Origin of the sequence: Enterococcus sp. 5B3_DIV0040 (assembly GCF_002140755.1) — a bacterium.
In the GTDB taxonomy this organism is placed as follows: Bacteria; Bacillota; Bacilli; order Lactobacillales; family Enterococcaceae; genus Enterococcus_D; species Enterococcus_D casseliflavus.
Genome location: NZ_NGLC01000001.1, coordinates 1088834 through 1107767, shown reverse-complemented (window position 1 = coordinate 1107767; position 18934 = coordinate 1088834). Strand labels below are relative to the sequence as shown.

Below are 18934 nucleotides of genomic sequence, written 5' to 3'. Positions count from 1 at the left end.
AAAACGAAGCAGCCAGATTGAAAAGGCTGCTTCGTTTTTTGATTAATAAATCAATGAAAGAAAATCTTCAGGCGTGATGTTGCCAAAATATTTTTTAACATCAATGTTGGCGATGACTTGTGCCAAATCTTCCTTGGCATAACGAGTTCCGATCAGGGCTTGTTCGACATCTGCAATGTCCCCTAGTCCGAAAAAGTCGCCAAAGATTTTGGCATCCGTGATTTTTCCTTCTGCCACATTCAAACGAACTTCGATGGAGCCGATTGGGAAGCGATGACGGCGTTCAATATCAAAAGCTGGAGATTTACCGTAATTCCAATCCCAGTTGCGATAATACTTATCGGAAATCTCATTGATCTTGACCCAATCCTCTTCAGTCAGTTCATAGGTTTTGACTTCTTCCACGGAATCGACACCAAAAATCTTCAATAAGATTTCTTGACGGAACTCTTCAGTCGTCATGTCTTGCTTCTCTTTTGGCAAGAATGGTTTGATGTTGGTCACTCTTGAGCGGATCGATTTGATGCCTTTTGATTCGATTTTGTCTTTGCGGACTTTCAAGGCGTTGACCACTTCATTGATGTCACTGTCAAACATGATCGTCCCATGAGCAAACATCCGGCCATTCGTTGCGTACATCGCATTCCCAGAAAACTTCATGTCATTGATCACAAGGTCGTTGCGCCCTTTTAGTTGCGCCCCTTCAACCCCCATCTCATGCAAGGCTTGGACGATTGGTTTGGTCAGTTTTTCAAAATCTCTGAAAGAATTGCCATCGTCAGGCATAATAAAGCTGAAATTCAAGTTTCCGAAATCATGATAGACTGCACCGCCGCCGCTGAAACGACGAACGACATGAATCCCATGTTCATCCACATATTCCTTATTGATCTCTTCGATCGTATTTTGATTGCGTCCAATGATAATCGATGGTTCATTAATGTAAAAAAGTAAGATGGGTTCATCTACTTTCATTTCTTGAAGAAGAAAAATCTCGATGGCTAAATTGATGCGTGGGTCGTTCAGTTCATTCGGTACAAAAAGCATACTATTTGTTCCTCCTAATTAGATGATTTCTATTATTTTTTGAACAGCCGCCAACTCAACAGGGATTCCATTGGCAGCTAGCGCAGCCTCTTCTCGTAACTGTTCTAAGTCACCGTGTTGCGGCAAATGCGTCAACATTAATTTTTTCACCTGCGCTGCATGGGCGATCTCCCCTGCTTCTTTTGAAGTAAAATGAGCCTTGTGCCGCTCATTTCCTGCAAAAAGATAGGTATCTGCCAAGAATAAGTCAGCCCCTTCAGCAAACGGAACGAAAGATTCTAAATAGCCAGAGTCTCCAGTAAAAACAAAGACCTTGCCCGTACTTTTCTCAACAAATCGCATGGCATAGCAAGTGACTGGATGGATCGTTTTCATAAAGGTAATGGTGAACGGGCCCAATTCCAACGACTCAGACTGAAGGTAATCAAATCCTTGGGTCACTCCCGGCATCGTCAGACTTTCAAAATGAACCCTGTCCTCCCCATGACCGTAGATCGGCAAAACCTGCCGTTCTTCGTTTTCGGGATATAATTGCCAATAGTATTGTAATACCCCCAGATCCGCAATATGATCGTGATGGTAATGTGTCAAAATCACTGCATCTAAGTCTAAGGGATCAAGGATCTTTTCTAATTGGACCAAGGTGGTACTTCCCGCATCAAGCAGCAAATGAAAGCCATCTGACTCTACTAAATAGCCAGTAGTCCCTTCACCATTATACGGATAGGCACCTAAACAACCTAAGACAGTTATTTTCACATGTGTTTCCTCCTCTTTGGCTCCAGCTGATTTTCTACTTCTTTTATGCTATCACATCTCAGCTGATTTGACTAAAATCTGACCATTTTTTTTTGCGAAAAAGGATCAAGAAAATGAGAAAAAAACGACGTCTATTGATGAATCCCTTGAATGAGTGTTCTACTCTATCCTTAAGGAACCATTCCAATGGTACGTCGTCTTTTTTTACTTATCTGATCAGCGCTCGTTGTTCATTGATCAATTCTTCATAGAATGCTGCGTTGACCGCATACGCATAGGCGTTTGCCCACAACATCCCAATCATAAGCGCCAAGAAACCCAGAATAAACCAGCCAATCAATGATAATTGCAGCCAAATGTATTGGCCCAGATGCGGTCGCAAGAGAGCGAAAGCTGCTTTAATTGATTGAAGGACTCCTAATTCAGGCTGATCATAGCGCAGATAGATTGCTAATTGGATCACACCGGTAACAACTTGCGACAAAAAGAAGAACAAGATGATGGAGAGAATCGTCCCAACCACAAAAGCGATCGAACCGTTAAACATCGATACATCAATAGAAATTCCCCGATTAAAATTGAATACCAAGCCCAAATATTGATTAAGGCCTGATAAGACAAATTGCGGTAAGAAAATCGCAAAACTCAAAAGATAATTTAAAAGCGCGCTCACTAAGTTTAATAACAAAAACGGTACATACAGACGCTTATCAAAGACGAGAAAAATATCCGCCACCTGGATTCCTCTGCCACGAACCAGATAGAGTGCCATAATACTCAATGCTACCGAAAACGCAAAGAAGACAAAATTGTCCAAGATCAGATCGATCCAGCTCTCTGCATTGTTTGCACCAAAAGAAGTCCCAATACTACTAAAAAGCGAGCTGACCACCGCTTGTACGGCAACCGTCGCTAAAATACTTAAGACGAACGTTCCCCAGAATCCGCGCAAGGAGTTTTTAGCCGTCTCACGAATCATTGTGTTTGATCTCATAAGCTCACCTTAATAACTGCGCAATGCTTTAACGGTTTTATCGTCTAAGCGGCGAACCACTTCCGTTACAAGCTTGACTGTATTGAAGTAGTCATCCTCATGAATGACAGAAGTATGAGAATGCAGGTAACGAACGGGCACGGTAATAGCGATCGAAGGGACCCCATCACGAGTCAAATGCATTTGACCAGCATCGGTTCCTCCACCAGTGATCACGGTATATTGGAAAGGAATTTCCATCTCTTCGGCGACATCGATCACAAAATTCAATAATTTCTTGTGAGGAATCATGGAAGCATCGAAAATCAAGACTTGTGGGCCTTTGCCTAACACAGAATCCGCTTCTTTTGGTGTCATTCCAGGTGTGTCCCCAGCGGTACCAGTATCTAGGGCGATAGCGATATCGGGATTCACTAAGTGAGTGCTTGTTCGTGCCCCTCTTAGGCCAACTTCTTCCATCACGTCACTGCCGGCAAACAAGCAGTTTGGATGTCCTTCTGCTGCCAAGGTTTCTAATACCCGTAGTGATACCGCCGTACCGATTCGATTGTCCCATGCTTTTGCTAGCAAAAATTTGCTGTCGTTCATCCGTTTGTATTGGATATAGGGGGTGATCATGTCTCCAGGACGGATGCCCCAGCCTTTGGCTTCTTCTTCGCTTGACGCGCCAATATCGATGAACATATCTTTGATATCGTAAGGTTTGTTTCGAGTCTCTGGACTCAACACATGGGGTGGTTTTGAGCCGACGACACCGTGGATCACTTTGCCTTCATTGGTTTTGATCTCCACTTGCTGTGCCAGCATCACTTGCCCCCACCAGCCCCCAAGGGTTTGAAATTCAATAAAGCCTTTTTCTGTGATTTTTGTTACCATAAAACCGACTTCATCCATATGTCCCGAAATAAAAATTTTCGGACCGCCGCCATCACCAACATGTTTGGCAATGACACTTCCTAAACCATCAAAAAAGATATCTTCAGCAAAGTCTTTGGCATATTCTTTAAAGACTTCACGCACTTCCTCCTCATTCCCAGGAACCCCACGTGCAGTCGTTAGGTCTATTAAAAGCTGTTCTTCTTTTTTCTCCATTTCGCTTCCTCCTTTGTCTCGTTGATTATGATTATACCATTCTCTTAATCTGGTACCAGAGGGAAATACAAAAAGATTGGTTAAATAAAAAAAACGATCCTCGTTTTGTAGTGATCCTCAAGGTTAGATTTTTTGGTCTAACCTTTAAGGTTCGCTTCAATTCTAAGGATCGTTTTATCAAGAATTCAATCAAGTTTCAATTATTCGCAGACACAGCTTGACGGTAATCAAATAGGCAAATAGATAGACGACTGCTGCAACTGCCGCAAACAAATGAGCGACCCAATACCCAGGACTGTCGATGATTTGGGTGAAGGTATTGATGGCAAAGACGGCATGCAAGATCGCCAGTAGCGTACCTGGCATAAAAATCCAGATGTTTTGCCAGTAAACGAGTTTGCGTACTTCTTTTCGGGTGTAACCTAGTTTGGTCAATAATCGGTAATTGTGTTTCTCCCGCTCGGTATTTGAAAATTGCCGAACGATCAAACTGCTGGATGTCGTGATCAAAACGATCACACCTACAAATAATGACACAAACAAAACGATTCCTGCTTGCCGCCGCACGCCGCGCATCGTTGTAAAACGATTCGCTAAGGTCAGTCGATATGCGGTCATCTGGTTATTCTCACTGGTGGAATCTCGGGCAGTCTCTGGATAAAAACGCACGCTTTTTTGGTCATCGCTAAACTCATAGGTCAAAGGATGCGTCCACTCAATCGGCAGCTCTTCATCTAGCAGCTGAGTCAAGCTCTCCGTTTGCACCTTGTCTGTTTGTAAATAAGCAACGCTATAGGTGAAGCCCTCAACTTGCTGGTACGCATCATCTTGGATGACAAGGACATTCGGCAAGGAATAGCGCAAGGCAGAATCCCCAAAATAATCCTGTTCTGCTTGAATGAGTTTGAACGTATGTTGACTGCCGATTTTGACCTCATCGCGATAGGTGATAAACGAACGAGTCACATCGTATTGACTGTCAAAAAGCACCGCTTGTTTATCGGTACTCAGTTGAATCTCCGGGGCATCGGGAACCAGTTTTCGCAGACGCTGATAATCAGAAAAAGCGACCAGATTCACCATGATATTTTCAATATTTTCGTCTTGCAACTCTCCAAGGTAACGGGTTTGAACCGTCATATTGGTCATTTTATAGGGAATCGATTGTTCGGCAATAATCGGTGTATCGGCTTTTTCTAAAAGGTCCCGCAAGGTATCTGTCTGCTCTCCTGACACCTGAAAGGAAGTTGGATAGATACGGTTCGTTGCTTGGTAATTCAAAGAGATGACCCCCATTGTTCCCCCGATCAATGAAATCGCGATTGCAGTGATGATCGTCAAAAGGGCGTAGCTTTTCCACGTCCTTTGCAAGTAAGCACGCACGTTATTGTAAGCAATCAACTTCGCCCCTTTGATAAGGCGTTTTTTTGGTTTACTCAAAAAATACAATAGTGCTGGCAAGGAACAATCAAAAAAGAGATAGGTTGCCGTTATACAGCAAAATAGAATCAGTAAAGGGATCCATAGAATCGCTGAAAAATCTTGCGTATACGTGATATAGTTGGTCCATGTTTCCCTTAGGGTCAATGACAGATAATACCCTACCCCAAGTAAAATCAGACCTAGGACCCCCATCAATGTACGAAACGGAGTCATTTTCATTTTTTTGATCGGTAAGCGGTATTCGGTCTTGATCAATTCACTCATTGGGGTACGCCAAACAAAAAGGATCACTTGAATACTCAATATAATCATTGCGGCGATAAAGACAAAGACCGTCGAAAAAATCGATTGCGGTGAATTAAAGAAATGACTGGTCAAATTTAGGCCCATCGCCCGAATCAAAATCATTGAGAAGAATTTTGAAAAAATAATTCCCATAAAGATACCGGTCACTAGAGAGAAAAAATTTAGTAAAAACGTTTCCCGTAGCAACAGCCAAGCAAGACGACCTTGCCGCAACCCCAAAAGCTGGTAAACACTGATTTCTTTTTGTCGCTGACTAAGAAAAAAATGATTGGCACTCAGCATAAAAAACAAGACGACAAAGGCAACCACACTGCTGCCGAATCCTAAAACCCCTTCAATGCGGATGTCTTGCTGGACCCGTTGATTCAGTAGACGATCATTCATCAAGGCGTTAAAGGAATAAAAAATCATCACGGCGGTCATCATACAAATAAAATACACCATATAATTGCGAAACTGCCGCAAAAAACTCCGCCAGCCGATTTTAAACAACATGGCGCGGACCGCCTCCAATCGTAGCCTGCATATCGATGATTTTTTCGAAAAATTCCTGACGGCTGCCTTTTTTGACAACTTCCGCAAAGAAGACACCATCGCGAATGAACAGAATCCGATTGCAGTAGCTGGCGGTAAAAGGATCGTGGGTGACCATCAAGATCGTCGTTTTTTCTTGTTGATTGATTTGCGCTAAATACCGTAACAATTCTGTTGCCGCTTTTGAATCAAGGGCTCCCGTGGGTTCATCAGCAAAAAGGACCGCCGGACGACTGATGATCGCCCGAGCAGCAGCGACCCTTTGTTTTTGCCCTACAGACAATTCTTCTGGGTAGCGATCCAATAAGTGTTCGATCCCTAACAAATTGGCCGTCTCCTCGATACGTACTTGGGTTTCCTTCACGGGCAAGCGATCAATCGCTAAAGGCAGCAAAATATTGTCTCTGGCTGTCAATGTCTCTAAAAGATTAAAATCTTGAAAGATGAAGCCAATCTGCTGACGGCGAAAATCGCTGAGGGCTTTTTCCGACATTCGGGTAATGTCTTTGCCATCGATATAGATCGAGCCTAAGCTAGGTCGCATGATTGAAGACAAAAGATTCATCAAGGTCGTTTTCCCAGCACCGCTTGGCCCCATGACCCCAACAAATTCTCCTTGATCCACTGCAAAAGAAAGGTTATCTAATACTTTGGTTTGATTGAAACGGGTGCCGTAACTTTTTGTCAGATGCTTCACATCGATCATATTTTTCACACAGAACCCTCCTTTAAAAAAATTCTCTCCTTATGGTAGCATACTTTATCATTGAATACTTCTGCTTCAAAACAGAGAAAAAATAAATTTAAAAAAGTTTTTATTCATTATGTGAAACATGGAACAACCAAATCCTTAATCTTATCAAGTTTTCTCGAAAACACCTCAATGAATATACACCATATATTGTGTATATCCAAAACACAAACCCTTTTCGACTACTATATATAGTTGCTCATTTCTACAATTTGTTTTATTATATTGTGGAAGATAAGGAGTGGTAGAAATGATGAACATTAAGAGAAATCCTGAGCAAGGGTTGGAAAGACAGTCCGCTTTGCGTCAGTTAAAAATCGTAAAACGTGATGGACGGCTTGTCGATTTTGATGATCAAAAAATTTATGATGCGTTAGTGAAAGCCCTGAGAAAAATCAACGGTGAGCTTTCTCCCATCGACCACGAAAAAATCACCGAGATCGTTGACAGTGTCGATCACGAGATCGCGGAACGTTTTCGTACAAATGTAAAAATCTATGAGATCCAAAATATCGTCGAGCATATCTTGTTAGCAAAGAACGAGTATGCCTTGGCTGAAGAATATATCAACTACCGGACCCATCGTGATTTCGAACGCAGCAAAGCAACAGACATCAACTTTACGATCAATAAATTGATGAATAAAGATCAATCGGTCGTCAATGAAAATGCCAATAAGGATAGTAACGTGTTCAACACACAACGTGATTTGACCGCTGGGATCGTAGGAAAATCGATTGGTTTGAAAATGCTGCCTCCTCACGTGGCAAATGCCCACCAAAAAGGCGACATTCATTACCATGACTTGGATTATCATCCATATACCCCAATGACTAACTGCTGCCTAATCGATTTTAAAGGCATGCTAAATAATGGATTTAAAATTGGGAACGCCGAAGTGGAATCGCCAAAATCGATCCAAACGGCCACCGCTCAAATCTCACAAATCATTGCAAATGTAGCATCGAGTCAATATGGTGGCTGTTCTGCTGATCGAACAGATGAATTATTGGCTCCTTTTGCTGAGTTGAATTACCAAAAACATTTAAAAGATGCCGAAGAATGGATTGAGACACCCGAACGTCGGGAAGCTTACGCGAAGAGCAAAACCCGCAAAGATATCTACGATGCAATGCAAAGTCTAGAATACGAAATCAATACGTTATTCACCTCTAACGGACAAACGCCGTTTACTTCCCTTGGCTTTGGTTTAGGAACCAACTGGTTCGAACGGGAAATTCAACGAGCGATTCTCCAAATTCGCATCAACGGGTTAGGCAGTGAAAAGCGTACTGCTATTTTCCCGAAATTGATTTTTAGTATTCGCCGTGGGGTCAACTTGGCACCTACCGATCCGAACTATGATATTAAAGAACTGGCTTTAGAATGTGCCACTAAACGGATGTATCCGGATATTTTGAATTATGATAAATTGGTTGAATTGACTGGCAGCTTTAAAGTGCCGATGGGCTGTCGTTCTTTCTTGCAAGGCTGGAAAAACGAACGTGGTGAAGAAATCAATGTCGGTCGGATGAATCTAGGTGTCGTGACATTGAATATTCCACGGATCGCCTTAGAAGCAAATGGCGATCAAGAAAAATTCTGGTCACTGCTGGAGGACCGTCTGCAAATCGTTAAAGATGCCCTTGTCTATCGAGTGGAACGCTGTAAAGAAGCGAGTCCCGCCAATGCGCCGATCCTTTATATGTATGGGGCTTTCGGTGAACGTTTGGATCGCAAAGACAATGTCAACGAATTATTCAAAAACAAACGTGCCACTGTTTCGCTTGGTTACATTGGTTTATACGAAGCTGCTTCGGCTTTTTACGGTGGAACTTGGGAACAAGACCCAGAAGCAAAGGCCTTTACGATGGCGATCGTGAAAGAATTGAAAGCTCATGCCGATGCCTGGGGCGATGAATACGGCTATCATTTCAGTGTGTACTCGACCCCTAGTGAAAGCTTGACCGATCGTTTCTGTCGCTTAGATACCGAAAAATTCGGTGAAGTTGAAAATATTACCGACAAAGAATATTATACCAATAGCTTCCACTATGATGTGCGGAAAAATCCGACACCATTTGAGAAACTTGATTTTGAAAAGGACTATCCAAAATACTGTTCTGGTGGCTTTATTCATTACTGTGAATATCCAGTCTTGCAGCAAAATCCAAAAGCGTTAGAAGCAGTTTGGGATTACGCATATGATCGGGTCGCTTATCTTGGAACAAATACCCCTATCGATCACTGTTACGAGTGCGGATATGAAGGAGACTTTAATCCAACCGAACGAGGCTTTGAATGTCCACAATGTGGCAATCACGATCCAAAAAGTTGTGATGTTGTCAAAAGAACCTGCGGGTATCTTGGAAATCCTCAAGCTCGCCCGATGGTCAACGGTCGTCACAAAGAAATCTCTGCTCGGGTCAAACATTTGCAAGAATAATCATAAAAGGAGTGTTAGATTTCTTCTACACTCCTTTTATCGAACAACCCCTGTAATTCACAATAGAAAGAAGTTTTCGTATGAGAAATCCTAAGCCCCAAGAATGGAAAGCAAACGAGTACAGTCAAAATTATATTGCTGATTACAAAGCCTTCAACTTTGTGGACGGTGAAGGCATCCGAAATAGTTTATATGTGAGCGGCTGCCTGTTTGCTTGTGAAGGCTGTTTCAACAAAGCCGTCCAAAACTTTCGCTACGGCACACCTTTTACCCAAGAGCTAGAGGATCGAATCATTGAGGATCTGCGACATGACTATGTTCAAGGACTGACCCTCCTAGGCGGCGAACCTTTCTTGAACACGACGGTCTGTCTGAAAGTTGTTGATCGCGTTCGCGCCGAATTTGGTCATAGCAAGGACATTTGGAGCTGGTCAGGCTACACTTACGAAGAACTGCTCTTGGAAACCCCTGACAAACTAGAACTTTTATCCAAAATTGATATTTTGGTGGACGGCCGTTTTGAACTCAGCAAGCGAAACCTAAACTTGCAGTTTCGTGGTAGCAGCAATCAACGAATCATTGATCTTGCTGCATCTCGAGAACAAGGAAAAGCGGTTATCTGGGCAAAGTGCAAAGATGCTGAAGCAAGCTACGAACAAATCAAAAAACAAATTTAACGACTCAAAACACCGTGCATCTTGAGATGACCCCAAAAGTTAGACCAAAAAATCGAACTTTTGGGGTCACCACATCTTCCTTCAAAGATGATGCACGGTGTTTTTTTTGTTATATAAAAATCAGTGACCAAGCTTTTTAAAGGTACTTACTTGCTTCACGAACCGTCAAAGGCGCCAGACTTTTTTGATGGCGTAGAAGAAAATCTTGGACCCACTGAGGATTCGTCTTGGCATAGTCTCGCAAGCTCCAGCCAATGGCTTTGTTGATAAAGAATTCAGAACTCCCCAAATTGTTGACAAGGATCTCTTCAAGTAATGGTCGATCCATCTGTTCTTTTTGCAACAATTGGTGAAGAATCGCCACTCGCCGTAGCCAAAGATTATCCTCAAGACTCCAACGAAGCATCTCAACCTTTAACGCTGGCAGTCGGCGAACAAGCTTTCTGACGACCTCACTTAGTGCGTCCACGCTATCCCACCAAGATTTCGTTATGACTAACTGTTCAATTTTTGCTAGATCAACGGCTGATAAAAAGGGCTCCAGCGCCACTAAATAATCAATCGCAAGGTACTGGTGTTCCCGATAGCTGCTTTGCCAACATTGATCGATAAATTCCCAATCGATTCGTTTCATTTGTTTTGCTACTTTAAAGGCTGCTTTTTCCTGCTGACGGCGCAACGGTGTAGGGATGCCTAAAAACTCAAACTGATGCCGCATATAGGCGGCCATTTTTTCCCTTCGTTCTTCATCAGCCAAAGCAATCATCGTTTCATATACTTGATAGATCGTCATATTGGTCCTCCTTTTTAGGTCTACTGATCGTCAGATGTTTGCCATAAAGGCAGTACGATATTTTCATAGGTCAGAGGATCGAGATTTGTGACGGTGATTCCCAAAAGACGAATGCCTTTTTCAAGACCTAAAATCTCTTCCCAAATGAGACTGGCTTCCGAAAATAACTGTTCTTTTTTATGAACGTAAATCGGCAAAGTCACTCGTTTAGTGATCGTAGAGTAATCACTGTAACGGACTTTCAACACGACTGTTTTGCCATGTTTCTGTGTGCGCTTTAGTGATCTCTCAACTTCTTCTGCGATGGCGCGTAATTGACTTAAGACTTGTTCTTCACTCGTTAATGGATTGCCGTATGTATGCTCCTTACCGACTGATTTTCGTTCTCTGGTCACACTGACTGGTGAATCATGGATTCCTCTAACTTTACGATACAAAGAATACCCCATTTTGCCAAATTCGCGGATCAACGCCATCTCACTCCAAGTGTATAGATCTTCTCCTGTAAAAATGCCTAACTCATGCATCCTGGGGACAGTTTTCTTCCCGATCCCATGAAATTTATCGATGGGTAGTTGTTGTAAAAAGGCCACTGCCTCATCCGGCATCACCACTGTTAACCCTCGTGGTTTATGATAATCCGAGGACAATTTTGCCAAAAATTTGTTGTAACTGACGCCTGCCGAACAAGTCAAATGGGTCTCATGCCAGATGTCTCGCTGAATCAGACGAGCGATCTTAATTGCTGAAGGACAGTTGATTTTGTTAACTGTGACGTCCAGATACGCTTCATCAATTGAAACTGGTTCGATGATGTCGGTGTATCGGTGAAAAATTTCTCTGACTTGCTGGGACACTTCACGATACTTTTGATGATTCCCCGGTTTAAAAATCGCTTGCGGACAAAGCTCGTAGGCTTTTTGTGCGCTCATTGCCGAATGGATGCCATATTGTCGCGCCAGATAATTCGCTGTCGTGACCACTCCTCGGCCGCCGGTATCACTTGGGTGACGGGCAATGACAAGGGGATGCTTGGCCAGCTCAGGATCATCCCGTTCTTCCACCGAAGCAAAAAAAGCATCCATATCAATATGAATAATTTTGCGGCTCGTATCATTTTTTAAGGGAAATTGCAGTTCCGACATCGTTGCTCACCTCGCTTCTTATTATAAACGAACAGAAGTTCCCTATCAAGCAAGGAATCAAGACAAAGACGCAAAAAGGACCAATTTTCATTGGCCCTTCCCTATACGTTCGCTACTTTTGCTGCACGGTTCATGACCCAAGAAGTTCTGCTATAAGGCAGCTTCTCCTCGTTCATTGGTGCGAATCCGAATCGCTTCTTCCAAAGGGTAGACGAATATTTTGCCATCACCGACTTCATCTGTCCGACAGATCGATACAATCAGCTCAATCACGGCATCGACTTTTTCATCTGCCAAAACAAAGCGGACATTTACTTTCGGTAAAAGAGTCGTGATCACTTCTTGGCCACGAATAAACTCTTTTAACCCTTTTTGATTGCCACACCCGAGAACTTGACTGACCGTCATCCCACTGATCAGATCCGATTGATCCAAAGCGGCTTTTAGCTCCTCTAATTTTTCTTGGCGAATAATCGCTTCAACTTTTTTCATGACTGCTCCTCCACTCTTAAGAATCTAACCCCATAAAGGTAGGATAGGCCGTTTCATCATGTTCGATCCGATCCATCCCCACCGCTTCTTCTTGCTGAGATACGCGAATCGGCATCACCCATTTGATCAAGGTAATTATGACAAAGGATAGGATACCAGCGAACAAAATCGTAAATACGATACTTTCGGCTTGTGCGATAAAAAGATCAACACCGCCATAAAGCAATCCTGAATGTCCGCCAACAGCGGGATCGGCAAAGATCCCGGTCATCAAACCACCGAAGATTCCGCCTACCCCGTGACAACCAAAGGCATCCAATGCATCATCTAACCCTAATCGATGTTTGATGACGGAAATAAAGAAGTAACAAAACGGACTGACTAAAGCGCCAATGATAAAGGAAGACCAAAGGGAGACAAACCCCGCCCCTGGTGTGATGGCAACTAAGCCCACCACTGCACCTGTACAAGCACCGACGATTGTCGGTTTTCCCACGACGATTTTTTCGATCAGCATCCAAGAAAGCATCGCACTGGCTGCTGCTGTATTCGTGGTCATTAGGGCGTGGATCGCTAGACCATCAGCTGCTAACGCAGAGCCAGCATTAAAGCCAAACCAGCCAAACCATAAAAGACCGGCACCTAGTACAACAAAGGGAATATTATGAGGACGATATTCGGTTTGATGAAATTCTCGTCGCTTACCGACAACGATCGCTAAGACTAGCCCACTGATTCCCGAACTGATGTGAACGACATTGCCTCCTGCAAAATCGATCGAGCCGATCGCATCTAAGAAGCCACCGCCCCACACCATATGCGCCATTGGAAAATACACGAAAACCAGCCAGAAGCCAATAAATAGAAAAATAGCAGAGAACCGCATTCTTCCAACGACTGATCCAGTGATAATCGCCGTTGTGATCAAAGCAAACATCATTTGAAAGGCAGCAAACAACCCTTCTGGAATTCCCTCTCCTTCTGACATCGAAACATGATTGAAAAAGACTTTGTCTAAATTGCCAATAAATGATCCTGTCCCGCTAAAGGATAATGTATACCCTAGAGCGACCCAGAGGACGGACGCCAAGCCCATCGTACAAATCACCATCATCATGGTATTGAGGATGTTTTTGCGTCGTTCCAATCCTCCATAAAAAAATGCCAATGCTGGAGTCATTAGAAAAACCATACCGCTACAAATTAAAATAAATGCAATATTCCCTGTATCCATTTTACACGCCTCCCTTTCTATATGTTAGCTATCCTAACACCATATTTTCGAATAATCTAGATTTTTCTGAGAAAAACATGAATTTTCTGAAAATAGCTAACTTTATATGTTAGGTAATATCACATAAGTAAGCGTGTGAACAAAAAAATACCGAGAGAAGTCTCGGTATGATTACTCTTCTATTTGGTGATACGCTTGATAGACAAGCTGTTTCTTTACTTGATTACGTTTAGCCACTTCTTTGATTGCTTCTTTTGAGGACATTTCGGCCTCTTCCATCAAGGCAGCTACTTGTTCTGCGTAACTTCCTTCATAAACAATTTCATGTATTTCAGAAGAGCCTTCCACCAACAGACAGCATTCTCCTTTGATTGGCTGCTGCTCTAAATAGTCGATCAATTCAGAAAAGGTCCCTCGCAAGTATTCTTCATGGATTTTTGTCAATTCTCGGCAAATGACTGCCTGACGTTCACCAAATACCTCTAGCATTGTTTCAATCGTCGCGGCGATTCGATAGGGTGACTCATAAAAAATCATCGTTGCTTTCTGGGTCGCTAATTCACTCAAGGCTTGTTTTTGTTCTTTTTTCTTACGAGGTAAAAAGCCATAAAAAAGATTTGGTTGCGGCGATAAGCCTGAAGCAATCAACGCTGTCAAACCTGCCGTAGGTCCCGGAAGCGCAATCACCGCGATTCCTTCAGCTAGACAGGCCTTGACTAATTCATGCCCCGGATCACTGATGGAGGGCATACCAGCATCGCTGCATTGGGCAATGGTCTTTCCCATCTGCAGCTGTTCTACCAAATGCGGAACTCGCTCTTTATAATTGTGTTCATGTAAGCTTTTTTGCGGTGTCGAGATCTCAAAATGATTCAACAATTTCTGGGTATTGCGAGTATCTTCACTTGCGATCAGGTCCGCTTCTTTTAAAATTTTGACACAGCGGACCGTCATATCTTCCAAGTTCCCGATCGGTGTCGGAACAAGATACAGTTTTCCAGTGCCTTCTTTATAACTTTGTTGCTTTTGCATGTACTGCTCCTTTCGAAAAAAAGACCAGTGGAAACTGATCTTTTTTCTAACGAACCTATTAGACTGTCAGTCAGTTATTTGCCGCTTTCACGATAGATCACTTCTAGACAAAATGCACAAGGTTCATCATGTTCTCTGCGAGAACCGTATAAGTCATAACAAACATGAAATCCTTCTTCGTAAATCTTTTCTAAATTCATTCGTGATTTAGAAAGTTCTTGTTTGACCGATTCAGCGGGTGCATCTGCCACTTGGTTCAACTCACGAATGTGTTCACGTAAGCGTTGATTTTCCAATTCTAATGTCGTATTTTTTTCGACGATTTCTTGCAAAGACTGCTTCATTTCCGCTAGATTATTTAAGGAATTTTGCAACTCCGATTCTAACTGATTCAATCCGTCATATATTGATCGTTTGTCCATGCTCATTATGGTCACCTACTTATTTTGTCACTAGTTCTTCATAATCATATTCGATTGGTGTTTGCCGATCATGCAAACGGACTTTGATCACTCGGCTCAACAGATCCAGCCCAACCACACGTCCTTTGCCATCTGGCGTTTCAACTTCCTTGCCGCGATCCGGCAATTCTTTTTTCGCCCGCTCATATTCTTCACTTTCATACTTAAGACAGCACATCAAACGACCGCATAATCCTGAGATTTTCGCAGGATTCAAGGAAAGTCCTTGATCTTTAGCCATCTTGATGGATACAGGGATAAAATCCCCTAAAAACGTCGCACAGCATAGTTTGCGACCACAGGGCCCAACTCCGCCTAGTGCCTTCGCTTCATCCCTAACACCGATTTGGCGCAGTTCAATCCGGGTATGAAATTCACTTGCCAAGTCTTTGACTAATTCGCGAAAGTCAACACGGCTTTCTGCAGTAAACGAAAAAATCAGTTTTGTCCGCTCAAAGGTATAGGCTACTCGAATCAGTTTCATTGGCAACTGATGTGCGCGGATTTTTTCTTTTCCAATTTTTAACGCTTCATCTGCCGCCTTTTGATTGGCTGCTGCCTGTTCCAAATCTTTCTTCGTCGCCCGACGTAAGATAGGTTTGACTACCTGTGGCAAATCGCTCTCATTCATTTCTCTGCTTTTGGTGACGACTGTGGCAAGACATTTAGCATCTTGTGATTCCACGATGACTTGGTCATTTATAGTATAGGTCTGTTTTTTCGGTGTGTAAAAATAAATCTGGCCTACGTCATGATAACGCACTCCGACAACTTCGATCATCTCTGGTCTCCTTTTCCGGCTGCTGCGTTTTATCCATAGATGATTTTCACGGAAAATTGTTCTGCCACACCTTGGAAAGACACATTGGCTTGCAACTTTTTTTGTGCTTGCAATGCGGCTTCAATGGCACGATTGATCTCTTTTCCCCATAAACCTTGCCCCAACAATCGATCCCGCTCCTCTTGAAAGTAAAATAACAAGAGCAAAAAGATTTCTGATTGCTGATTTTTTTCTTTTGCTAGACCCAATAATTTTTTCTGAACAAAAATAAATGCTTGCGGGTCTTTCTTCAAAAGGTAATTCACCCAACGCTTAACAGCATCCTTAGTTTCATTAAACCATTCATCTTGCGAGATTTCAACTGCTTTATGATAACTATTGGTCAAGTGGCTTAGAAGTCGGCTTGTCTCTTTAGAAAGTCCCTCTTCTTGTAACTTTTCTTGCAGTTTTTCTTTTGACAAAGGAGAGAAATGAATGATCTGACAGCGAGACTGGATGGTTGGCAAAATACGACCAAGGCTCTCCGTTTCTAAGATCGCCAGAAAGTTTCCCACTGGTTCTTCTAAAAACTTTAGTAAACTGTTGGCAGCGCTGTTGTTCATTTTGTCAGCTTGAGACAAAATAAAGATTTTCAAACGGCTTTCAAAGCCGCTTTTTGAGAACTCCTCTTGCAGCTGTCGAATCTGGTCGACTTTGATCATCTGACCATCAGGTTCAATTTGGATAACGTCAGGATGCTCTCCTTGGGCGATCCGTAGACAATTGCTGCATGCACCACATGGCGCTTCTTCTTGTACATTGGCACAAAAAAGGCGTTTTGCGAGCCATAGACTTAGTTCATGCTTGCCAGTCCCCTTGTCCCCTTCAAAAAGATAAGCATGAGCAATGCGCCCATGCTTGATACTTTTTTTTAGTTGGGCAAAAACAAGAGGCTGGTATTCTTGTAGAAATAACTCCTCCATGAAATGCTCCTTTTTTAATATTGATGGAATCCGTCAACTGGCAGCACGAATACGGTGGCGCCACCGACTTCGACTTCGACTGGATAAGGAACTTGACCATCTAAGGATATATCTAGTGACATCGGTGTCGAGACATATTGCTTTCTTGATTGACAGGTTTTTTTAATCAATTCTAACGCATCTTGCACACGGTCATCTTCAATACCAATGATAAACGTACTATTACCAGCCTTTAAAAAACCACCCGTTGATGACAATTTTGTAGCACGGATATTGGCATCAATAAACTCATTTGCCAAACGATTACTGTCTTTGTCTTGTACGATTGCCATAATTAATTTCATGGGACCATCTCCTTTGTGTTATCCAACCTACCCTAGATTGATTTGAAGTAAGCAGGATACGATTCAACGATTGCTGAATAGCTGGATTCAACAACTTCTTGTAACCCCATTCTAGCATCAATCTTATGAATGCGTACAGGATTTTCTTCCGCTAGCTTTAGATACGCATGACGAACCCGTTGATGAAACTCCAATCCTTCCGAATCTAGTCGGTCATATTGATGTGCACGATTTTCTTGGATGCGACGCAAGCCAGTATCAGAGTCAACATCTAGATACAAGGTAAAATCAGGGGTCGTTCCTTCCGTCGCAAACTCGTTGATCCGTGCGATCTCAGGAATCCCGATGCGACGTCCAGCTCCTTGATAGGCAAGCGAACTGTCAACAAAGCGGTCACAGATCACGATGTGTCCGGCGTTCAATGCCGGCAGGACAACCTCAATCAAGTGTTGGCGGCGTGCCGCTGCATAAAGTAAGGCTTCGGTCCGCTCATCCATTTCTTCATTTCGCGGATCTAAAATAATTTTACGAATTTTTTCAGCGATTTTAACTCCGCCAGGTTCTCTTGTTTTAACGATTTTTCTTGTTGCTTCAAGCTGTAACCGAGGATATAATTCTTCGATCACACTGGTTTTTCCAGCACCATCCGGTCCTTCGATGGTTATAAACAATCCATTCACCCTAATTGCCTCCAATATCTTTATAATTCTCGGCGACCTTCTACTGCTTTTAGCAAGGTCACTTCATCCGCGTATTCAATATCGCTGCCCACAGATAAGCCATGAGCCAAACGCGTGACTTTAATACCGGCAGGCTTGATCAAACGCGACATATACATCGCCGTCGCTTCGCCTTCCGTGGTCGCATTGGTCGCAATGATCACTTCTTTGACCTGATCATCATGCAGCCGCTGTATCAGGGATGCAATGTTGATATCTTCTGGACCTGTCCCTTCCATCGGGGATAACACGCCATGCAGCACATGATAAAGTCCATGATACTCGCGGACTTTTTCTAATGCCATGACATCTTTAGGCTCTTCAACTACTAAAATCGTTTCTTTGTCTCTTGTGGGATCACTGCAGATTTCACAAGGATCTTCTTCCGTTATATTTCCGCAAATACTGCAAAAGTGCAAATCTCGTTTAACACTAAGCAACGATTTAGCAAACTCATTGACGACTTCTTCTTTCATATCAATCGTATAAAATGCCAAACGTGTTGCGGTTTTTTGTCCAATTCCCGGCAGTTTCATGTAACTGTCGATCAATCGGGCGATCGGTTCAGGATATTGCACCGTCATTTCTCCTTTTATAGACCCGGAATGTTTCTTGTATATTTGCCCATTGTTTGTTCCGATTCTTTTTCAATTTTCTTTAATCCGTCATTGATGGCTAAAATGATCATATCTTGCAGCATTTCCACATCGTCAGCATCAACGATTGCTTCATTGATAGCAATGTCTTGTAACGTCTTATCGCCAGTAAAGGTCGCTTTGACATAGCCATTTGTCGATTCGCCGATAAATTCTTTGCTGTTTAGTGCTTCTTGTTCTTTCATCATTTCTTTTTGCATTTTTTGCATTTGTTTCATCATGCCTTGCATATTTCCCATACCTCGCATCATTATTCATCACTCCAT

The 18934-nt window shown here is 42.8% G+C and carries 20 protein-coding genes; 2 read left to right on the top strand and 18 right to left on the bottom strand.

Annotated features, from left to right (window positions below):
- Positions 1-42 precede the first annotated feature (42 nt).
- From A5883_RS05335 to A5883_RS05310, 6 genes are all read right to left on the bottom strand, one after another.
- On the bottom strand, positions 43-1047 hold the full coding sequence (locus A5883_RS05335) for a lipoate--protein ligase (RefSeq protein ID WP_005236575.1): 1005 nt from the start codon (positions 1045-1047) through the stop codon (positions 43-45).
- An 18-nt stretch (positions 1048-1065) separates the two neighbouring features.
- Positions 1066-1806, bottom strand: coding sequence for an MBL fold metallo-hydrolase (locus A5883_RS05330; protein WP_086338108.1), 741 nt, complete (start codon positions 1804-1806; stop codon positions 1066-1068).
- A gap of 208 nt (positions 1807-2014) precedes the next feature.
- Positions 2015-2800: a DUF975 family protein gene (locus A5883_RS05325; protein ID WP_228085134.1), complete on the bottom strand. Its 786-nt coding sequence runs from the start codon at positions 2798-2800 to the stop codon at positions 2015-2017.
- Positions 2801-2809: 9 nt separating this feature from the next.
- Positions 2810-3892: a M42 family metallopeptidase gene (locus tag A5883_RS05320; protein ID WP_008381585.1), complete on the bottom strand. Its 1083-nt coding sequence runs from the start codon at positions 3890-3892 to the stop codon at positions 2810-2812.
- 189 nt (positions 3893-4081) lie between these two features.
- Positions 4082-6136, bottom strand: a complete 2055-nt coding sequence (locus A5883_RS05315) for an FtsX-like permease family protein (protein ID WP_086338106.1) — start codon at positions 6134-6136, stop codon at positions 4082-4084.
- The gene (locus tag A5883_RS05310; protein ID WP_005236606.1) at positions 6126-6890 is read right to left on the bottom strand and encodes an ABC transporter ATP-binding protein; all 765 of its coding nucleotides are present in this window, start codon (positions 6888-6890) and stop codon (positions 6126-6128) included. The genes A5883_RS05315 and A5883_RS05310 overlap by 11 nt, the downstream gene beginning before the upstream one ends.
- A 286-nt stretch (positions 6891-7176) precedes the next feature.
- On the opposite strand from A5883_RS05310, the gene nrdD reads away from it, so the two are divergent.
- Together nrdD and nrdG are read left to right on the top strand one after the other, a co-directional pair.
- Positions 7177-9372, top strand: coding sequence for an anaerobic ribonucleoside-triphosphate reductase (gene nrdD / locus A5883_RS05300; protein WP_005236607.1), 2196 nt, complete (start codon positions 7177-7179; stop codon positions 9370-9372).
- A gap of 80 nt (positions 9373-9452) precedes the next feature.
- A complete protein-coding gene (gene nrdG / locus A5883_RS05295; protein WP_005236608.1) occupies positions 9453-10049 on the top strand; it encodes an anaerobic ribonucleoside-triphosphate reductase activating protein in 597 nt (198 codons plus the stop codon).
- Between the two features lie 136 nt (positions 10050-10185).
- Here nrdG and A5883_RS05290 read toward each other — a convergent pair whose 3' ends face one another.
- The 12 genes from A5883_RS05290 to A5883_RS05235 all read right to left on the bottom strand — a co-directional run bounded on the left by A5883_RS05290 (position 10186) and on the right by A5883_RS05235 (position 18919).
- Entirely contained in the window at positions 10186-10842 is a 657-nt protein-coding gene (locus A5883_RS05290; RefSeq protein ID WP_016621224.1) for a DNA alkylation repair protein, read from the bottom strand.
- A 20-nt stretch (positions 10843-10862) separates the two neighbouring features.
- Entirely contained in the window at positions 10863-11987 is a 1125-nt protein-coding gene (dinB, locus tag A5883_RS05285; protein ID WP_086338105.1) for a DNA polymerase IV, read from the bottom strand.
- 150 nt (positions 11988-12137) lie between these two features.
- Complete coding sequence (locus A5883_RS05280) at positions 12138-12479, bottom strand: P-II family nitrogen regulator (protein ID WP_005229830.1); 342 nt, start codon at positions 12477-12479, stop codon at positions 12138-12140.
- 16 nt (positions 12480-12495) lie between these two features.
- Positions 12496-13713: an ammonium transporter gene (locus A5883_RS05275; RefSeq protein WP_005236611.1), complete on the bottom strand. Its 1218-nt coding sequence runs from the start codon at positions 13711-13713 to the stop codon at positions 12496-12498.
- A 171-nt stretch (positions 13714-13884) separates the two neighbouring features.
- On the bottom strand, positions 13885-14745 hold the full coding sequence (rsmI, locus tag A5883_RS05270; RefSeq protein WP_086338104.1) for a 16S rRNA (cytidine(1402)-2'-O)-methyltransferase: 861 nt from the start codon (positions 14743-14745) through the stop codon (positions 13885-13887).
- Between the two features lie 74 nt (positions 14746-14819).
- Positions 14820-15167, bottom strand: coding sequence for a DNA replication initiation control protein YabA (locus A5883_RS05265; RefSeq protein ID WP_077452675.1), 348 nt, complete (start codon positions 15165-15167; stop codon positions 14820-14822).
- A gap of 19 nt (positions 15168-15186) precedes the next feature.
- Positions 15187-15987 (bottom strand): PSP1 domain-containing protein, encoded by an 801-nt coding sequence (locus tag A5883_RS05260; protein ID WP_005236620.1) that lies wholly within the window; start codon positions 15985-15987, stop codon positions 15187-15189.
- A 29-nt stretch (positions 15988-16016) separates the two neighbouring features.
- The gene (gene holB, locus A5883_RS05255) at positions 16017-16949 is read right to left on the bottom strand and encodes a DNA polymerase III subunit delta' (RefSeq protein WP_005236622.1); all 933 of its coding nucleotides are present in this window, start codon (positions 16947-16949) and stop codon (positions 16017-16019) included.
- A 14-nt stretch (positions 16950-16963) separates the two neighbouring features.
- The gene (locus A5883_RS05250) at positions 16964-17293 is read right to left on the bottom strand and encodes a cyclic-di-AMP receptor (protein WP_005229817.1); all 330 of its coding nucleotides are present in this window, start codon (positions 17291-17293) and stop codon (positions 16964-16966) included.
- Positions 17294-17325: 32 nt separating this feature from the next.
- Entirely contained in the window at positions 17326-17973 is a 648-nt protein-coding gene (gene tmk, locus A5883_RS05245; protein ID WP_005229815.1) for a dTMP kinase, read from the bottom strand.
- Positions 17974-17993: 20 nt separating this feature from the next.
- Complete coding sequence (gene recR / locus A5883_RS05240) at positions 17994-18590, bottom strand: recombination mediator RecR (protein ID WP_005229813.1); 597 nt, start codon at positions 18588-18590, stop codon at positions 17994-17996.
- 14 nt (positions 18591-18604) lie between these two features.
- Positions 18605-18919 (bottom strand): YbaB/EbfC family nucleoid-associated protein, encoded by a 315-nt coding sequence (locus A5883_RS05235; RefSeq protein WP_005236633.1) that lies wholly within the window; start codon positions 18917-18919, stop codon positions 18605-18607.
- Between the last annotated feature and the right edge of the window lie 15 nt (positions 18920-18934).

What these genes read in the sequence shown, in the direction of transcription:
- A5883_RS05280 (WP_005229830.1), bottom strand. Translation starts at nt 12,479, where the DNA reads ATGAAAAAAGTTGAAGCGATTATTCGCCAAGAAAAATTAGAGGAGCTA.
- rsmI (WP_086338104.1), bottom strand. Translation starts at nt 14,745, where the DNA reads ATGCAAAAGCAACAAAGTTATAAAGAAGGCACTGGAAAACTGTATCTT.
- nrdG (WP_005236608.1), top strand. Translation starts at nt 9,453, where the DNA reads ATGAGAAATCCTAAGCCCCAAGAATGGAAAGCAAACGAGTACAGTCAA.
- A5883_RS05315 (WP_086338106.1), bottom strand. Translation starts at nt 6,136, where the DNA reads ATGTTGTTTAAAATCGGCTGGCGGAGTTTTTTGCGGCAGTTTCGCAAT.
- A5883_RS05275 (WP_005236611.1), bottom strand. Translation starts at nt 13,713, where the DNA reads ATGGATACAGGGAATATTGCATTTATTTTAATTTGTAGCGGTATGGTT.
- nrdD (WP_005236607.1), top strand. Translation starts at nt 7,177, where the DNA reads ATGATGAACATTAAGAGAAATCCTGAGCAAGGGTTGGAAAGACAGTCC.
- A5883_RS05335 (WP_005236575.1), bottom strand. Translation starts at nt 1,047, where the DNA reads ATGCTTTTTGTACCGAATGAACTGAACGACCCACGCATCAATTTAGCC.
- A5883_RS05265 (WP_077452675.1), bottom strand. Translation starts at nt 15,167, where the DNA reads ATGGACAAACGATCAATATATGACGGATTGAATCAGTTAGAATCGGAG.
- A5883_RS05325 (WP_228085134.1), bottom strand. Translation starts at nt 2,800, where the DNA reads ATGAGATCAAACACAATGATTCGTGAGACGGCTAAAAACTCCTTGCGC.
- A5883_RS05290 (WP_016621224.1), bottom strand. Translation starts at nt 10,842, where the DNA reads ATGACGATCTATCAAGTATATGAAACGATGATTGCTTTGGCTGATGAA.
- dinB (WP_086338105.1), bottom strand. Translation starts at nt 11,987, where the DNA reads ATGTCGGAACTGCAATTTCCCTTAAAAAATGATACGAGCCGCAAAATT.
- A5883_RS05235 (WP_005236633.1), bottom strand. Translation starts at nt 18,919, where the DNA reads ATGATGCGAGGTATGGGAAATATGCAAGGCATGATGAAACAAATGCAA.
- A5883_RS05250 (WP_005229817.1), bottom strand. Translation starts at nt 17,293, where the DNA reads ATGAAATTAATTATGGCAATCGTACAAGACAAAGACAGTAATCGTTTG.
- holB (WP_005236622.1), bottom strand. Translation starts at nt 16,949, where the DNA reads ATGGAGGAGTTATTTCTACAAGAATACCAGCCTCTTGTTTTTGCCCAA.
- A5883_RS05260 (WP_005236620.1), bottom strand. Translation starts at nt 15,987, where the DNA reads ATGATCGAAGTTGTCGGAGTGCGTTATCATGACGTAGGCCAGATTTAT.
- A5883_RS05320 (WP_008381585.1), bottom strand. Translation starts at nt 3,892, where the DNA reads ATGGAGAAAAAAGAAGAACAGCTTTTAATAGACCTAACGACTGCACGT.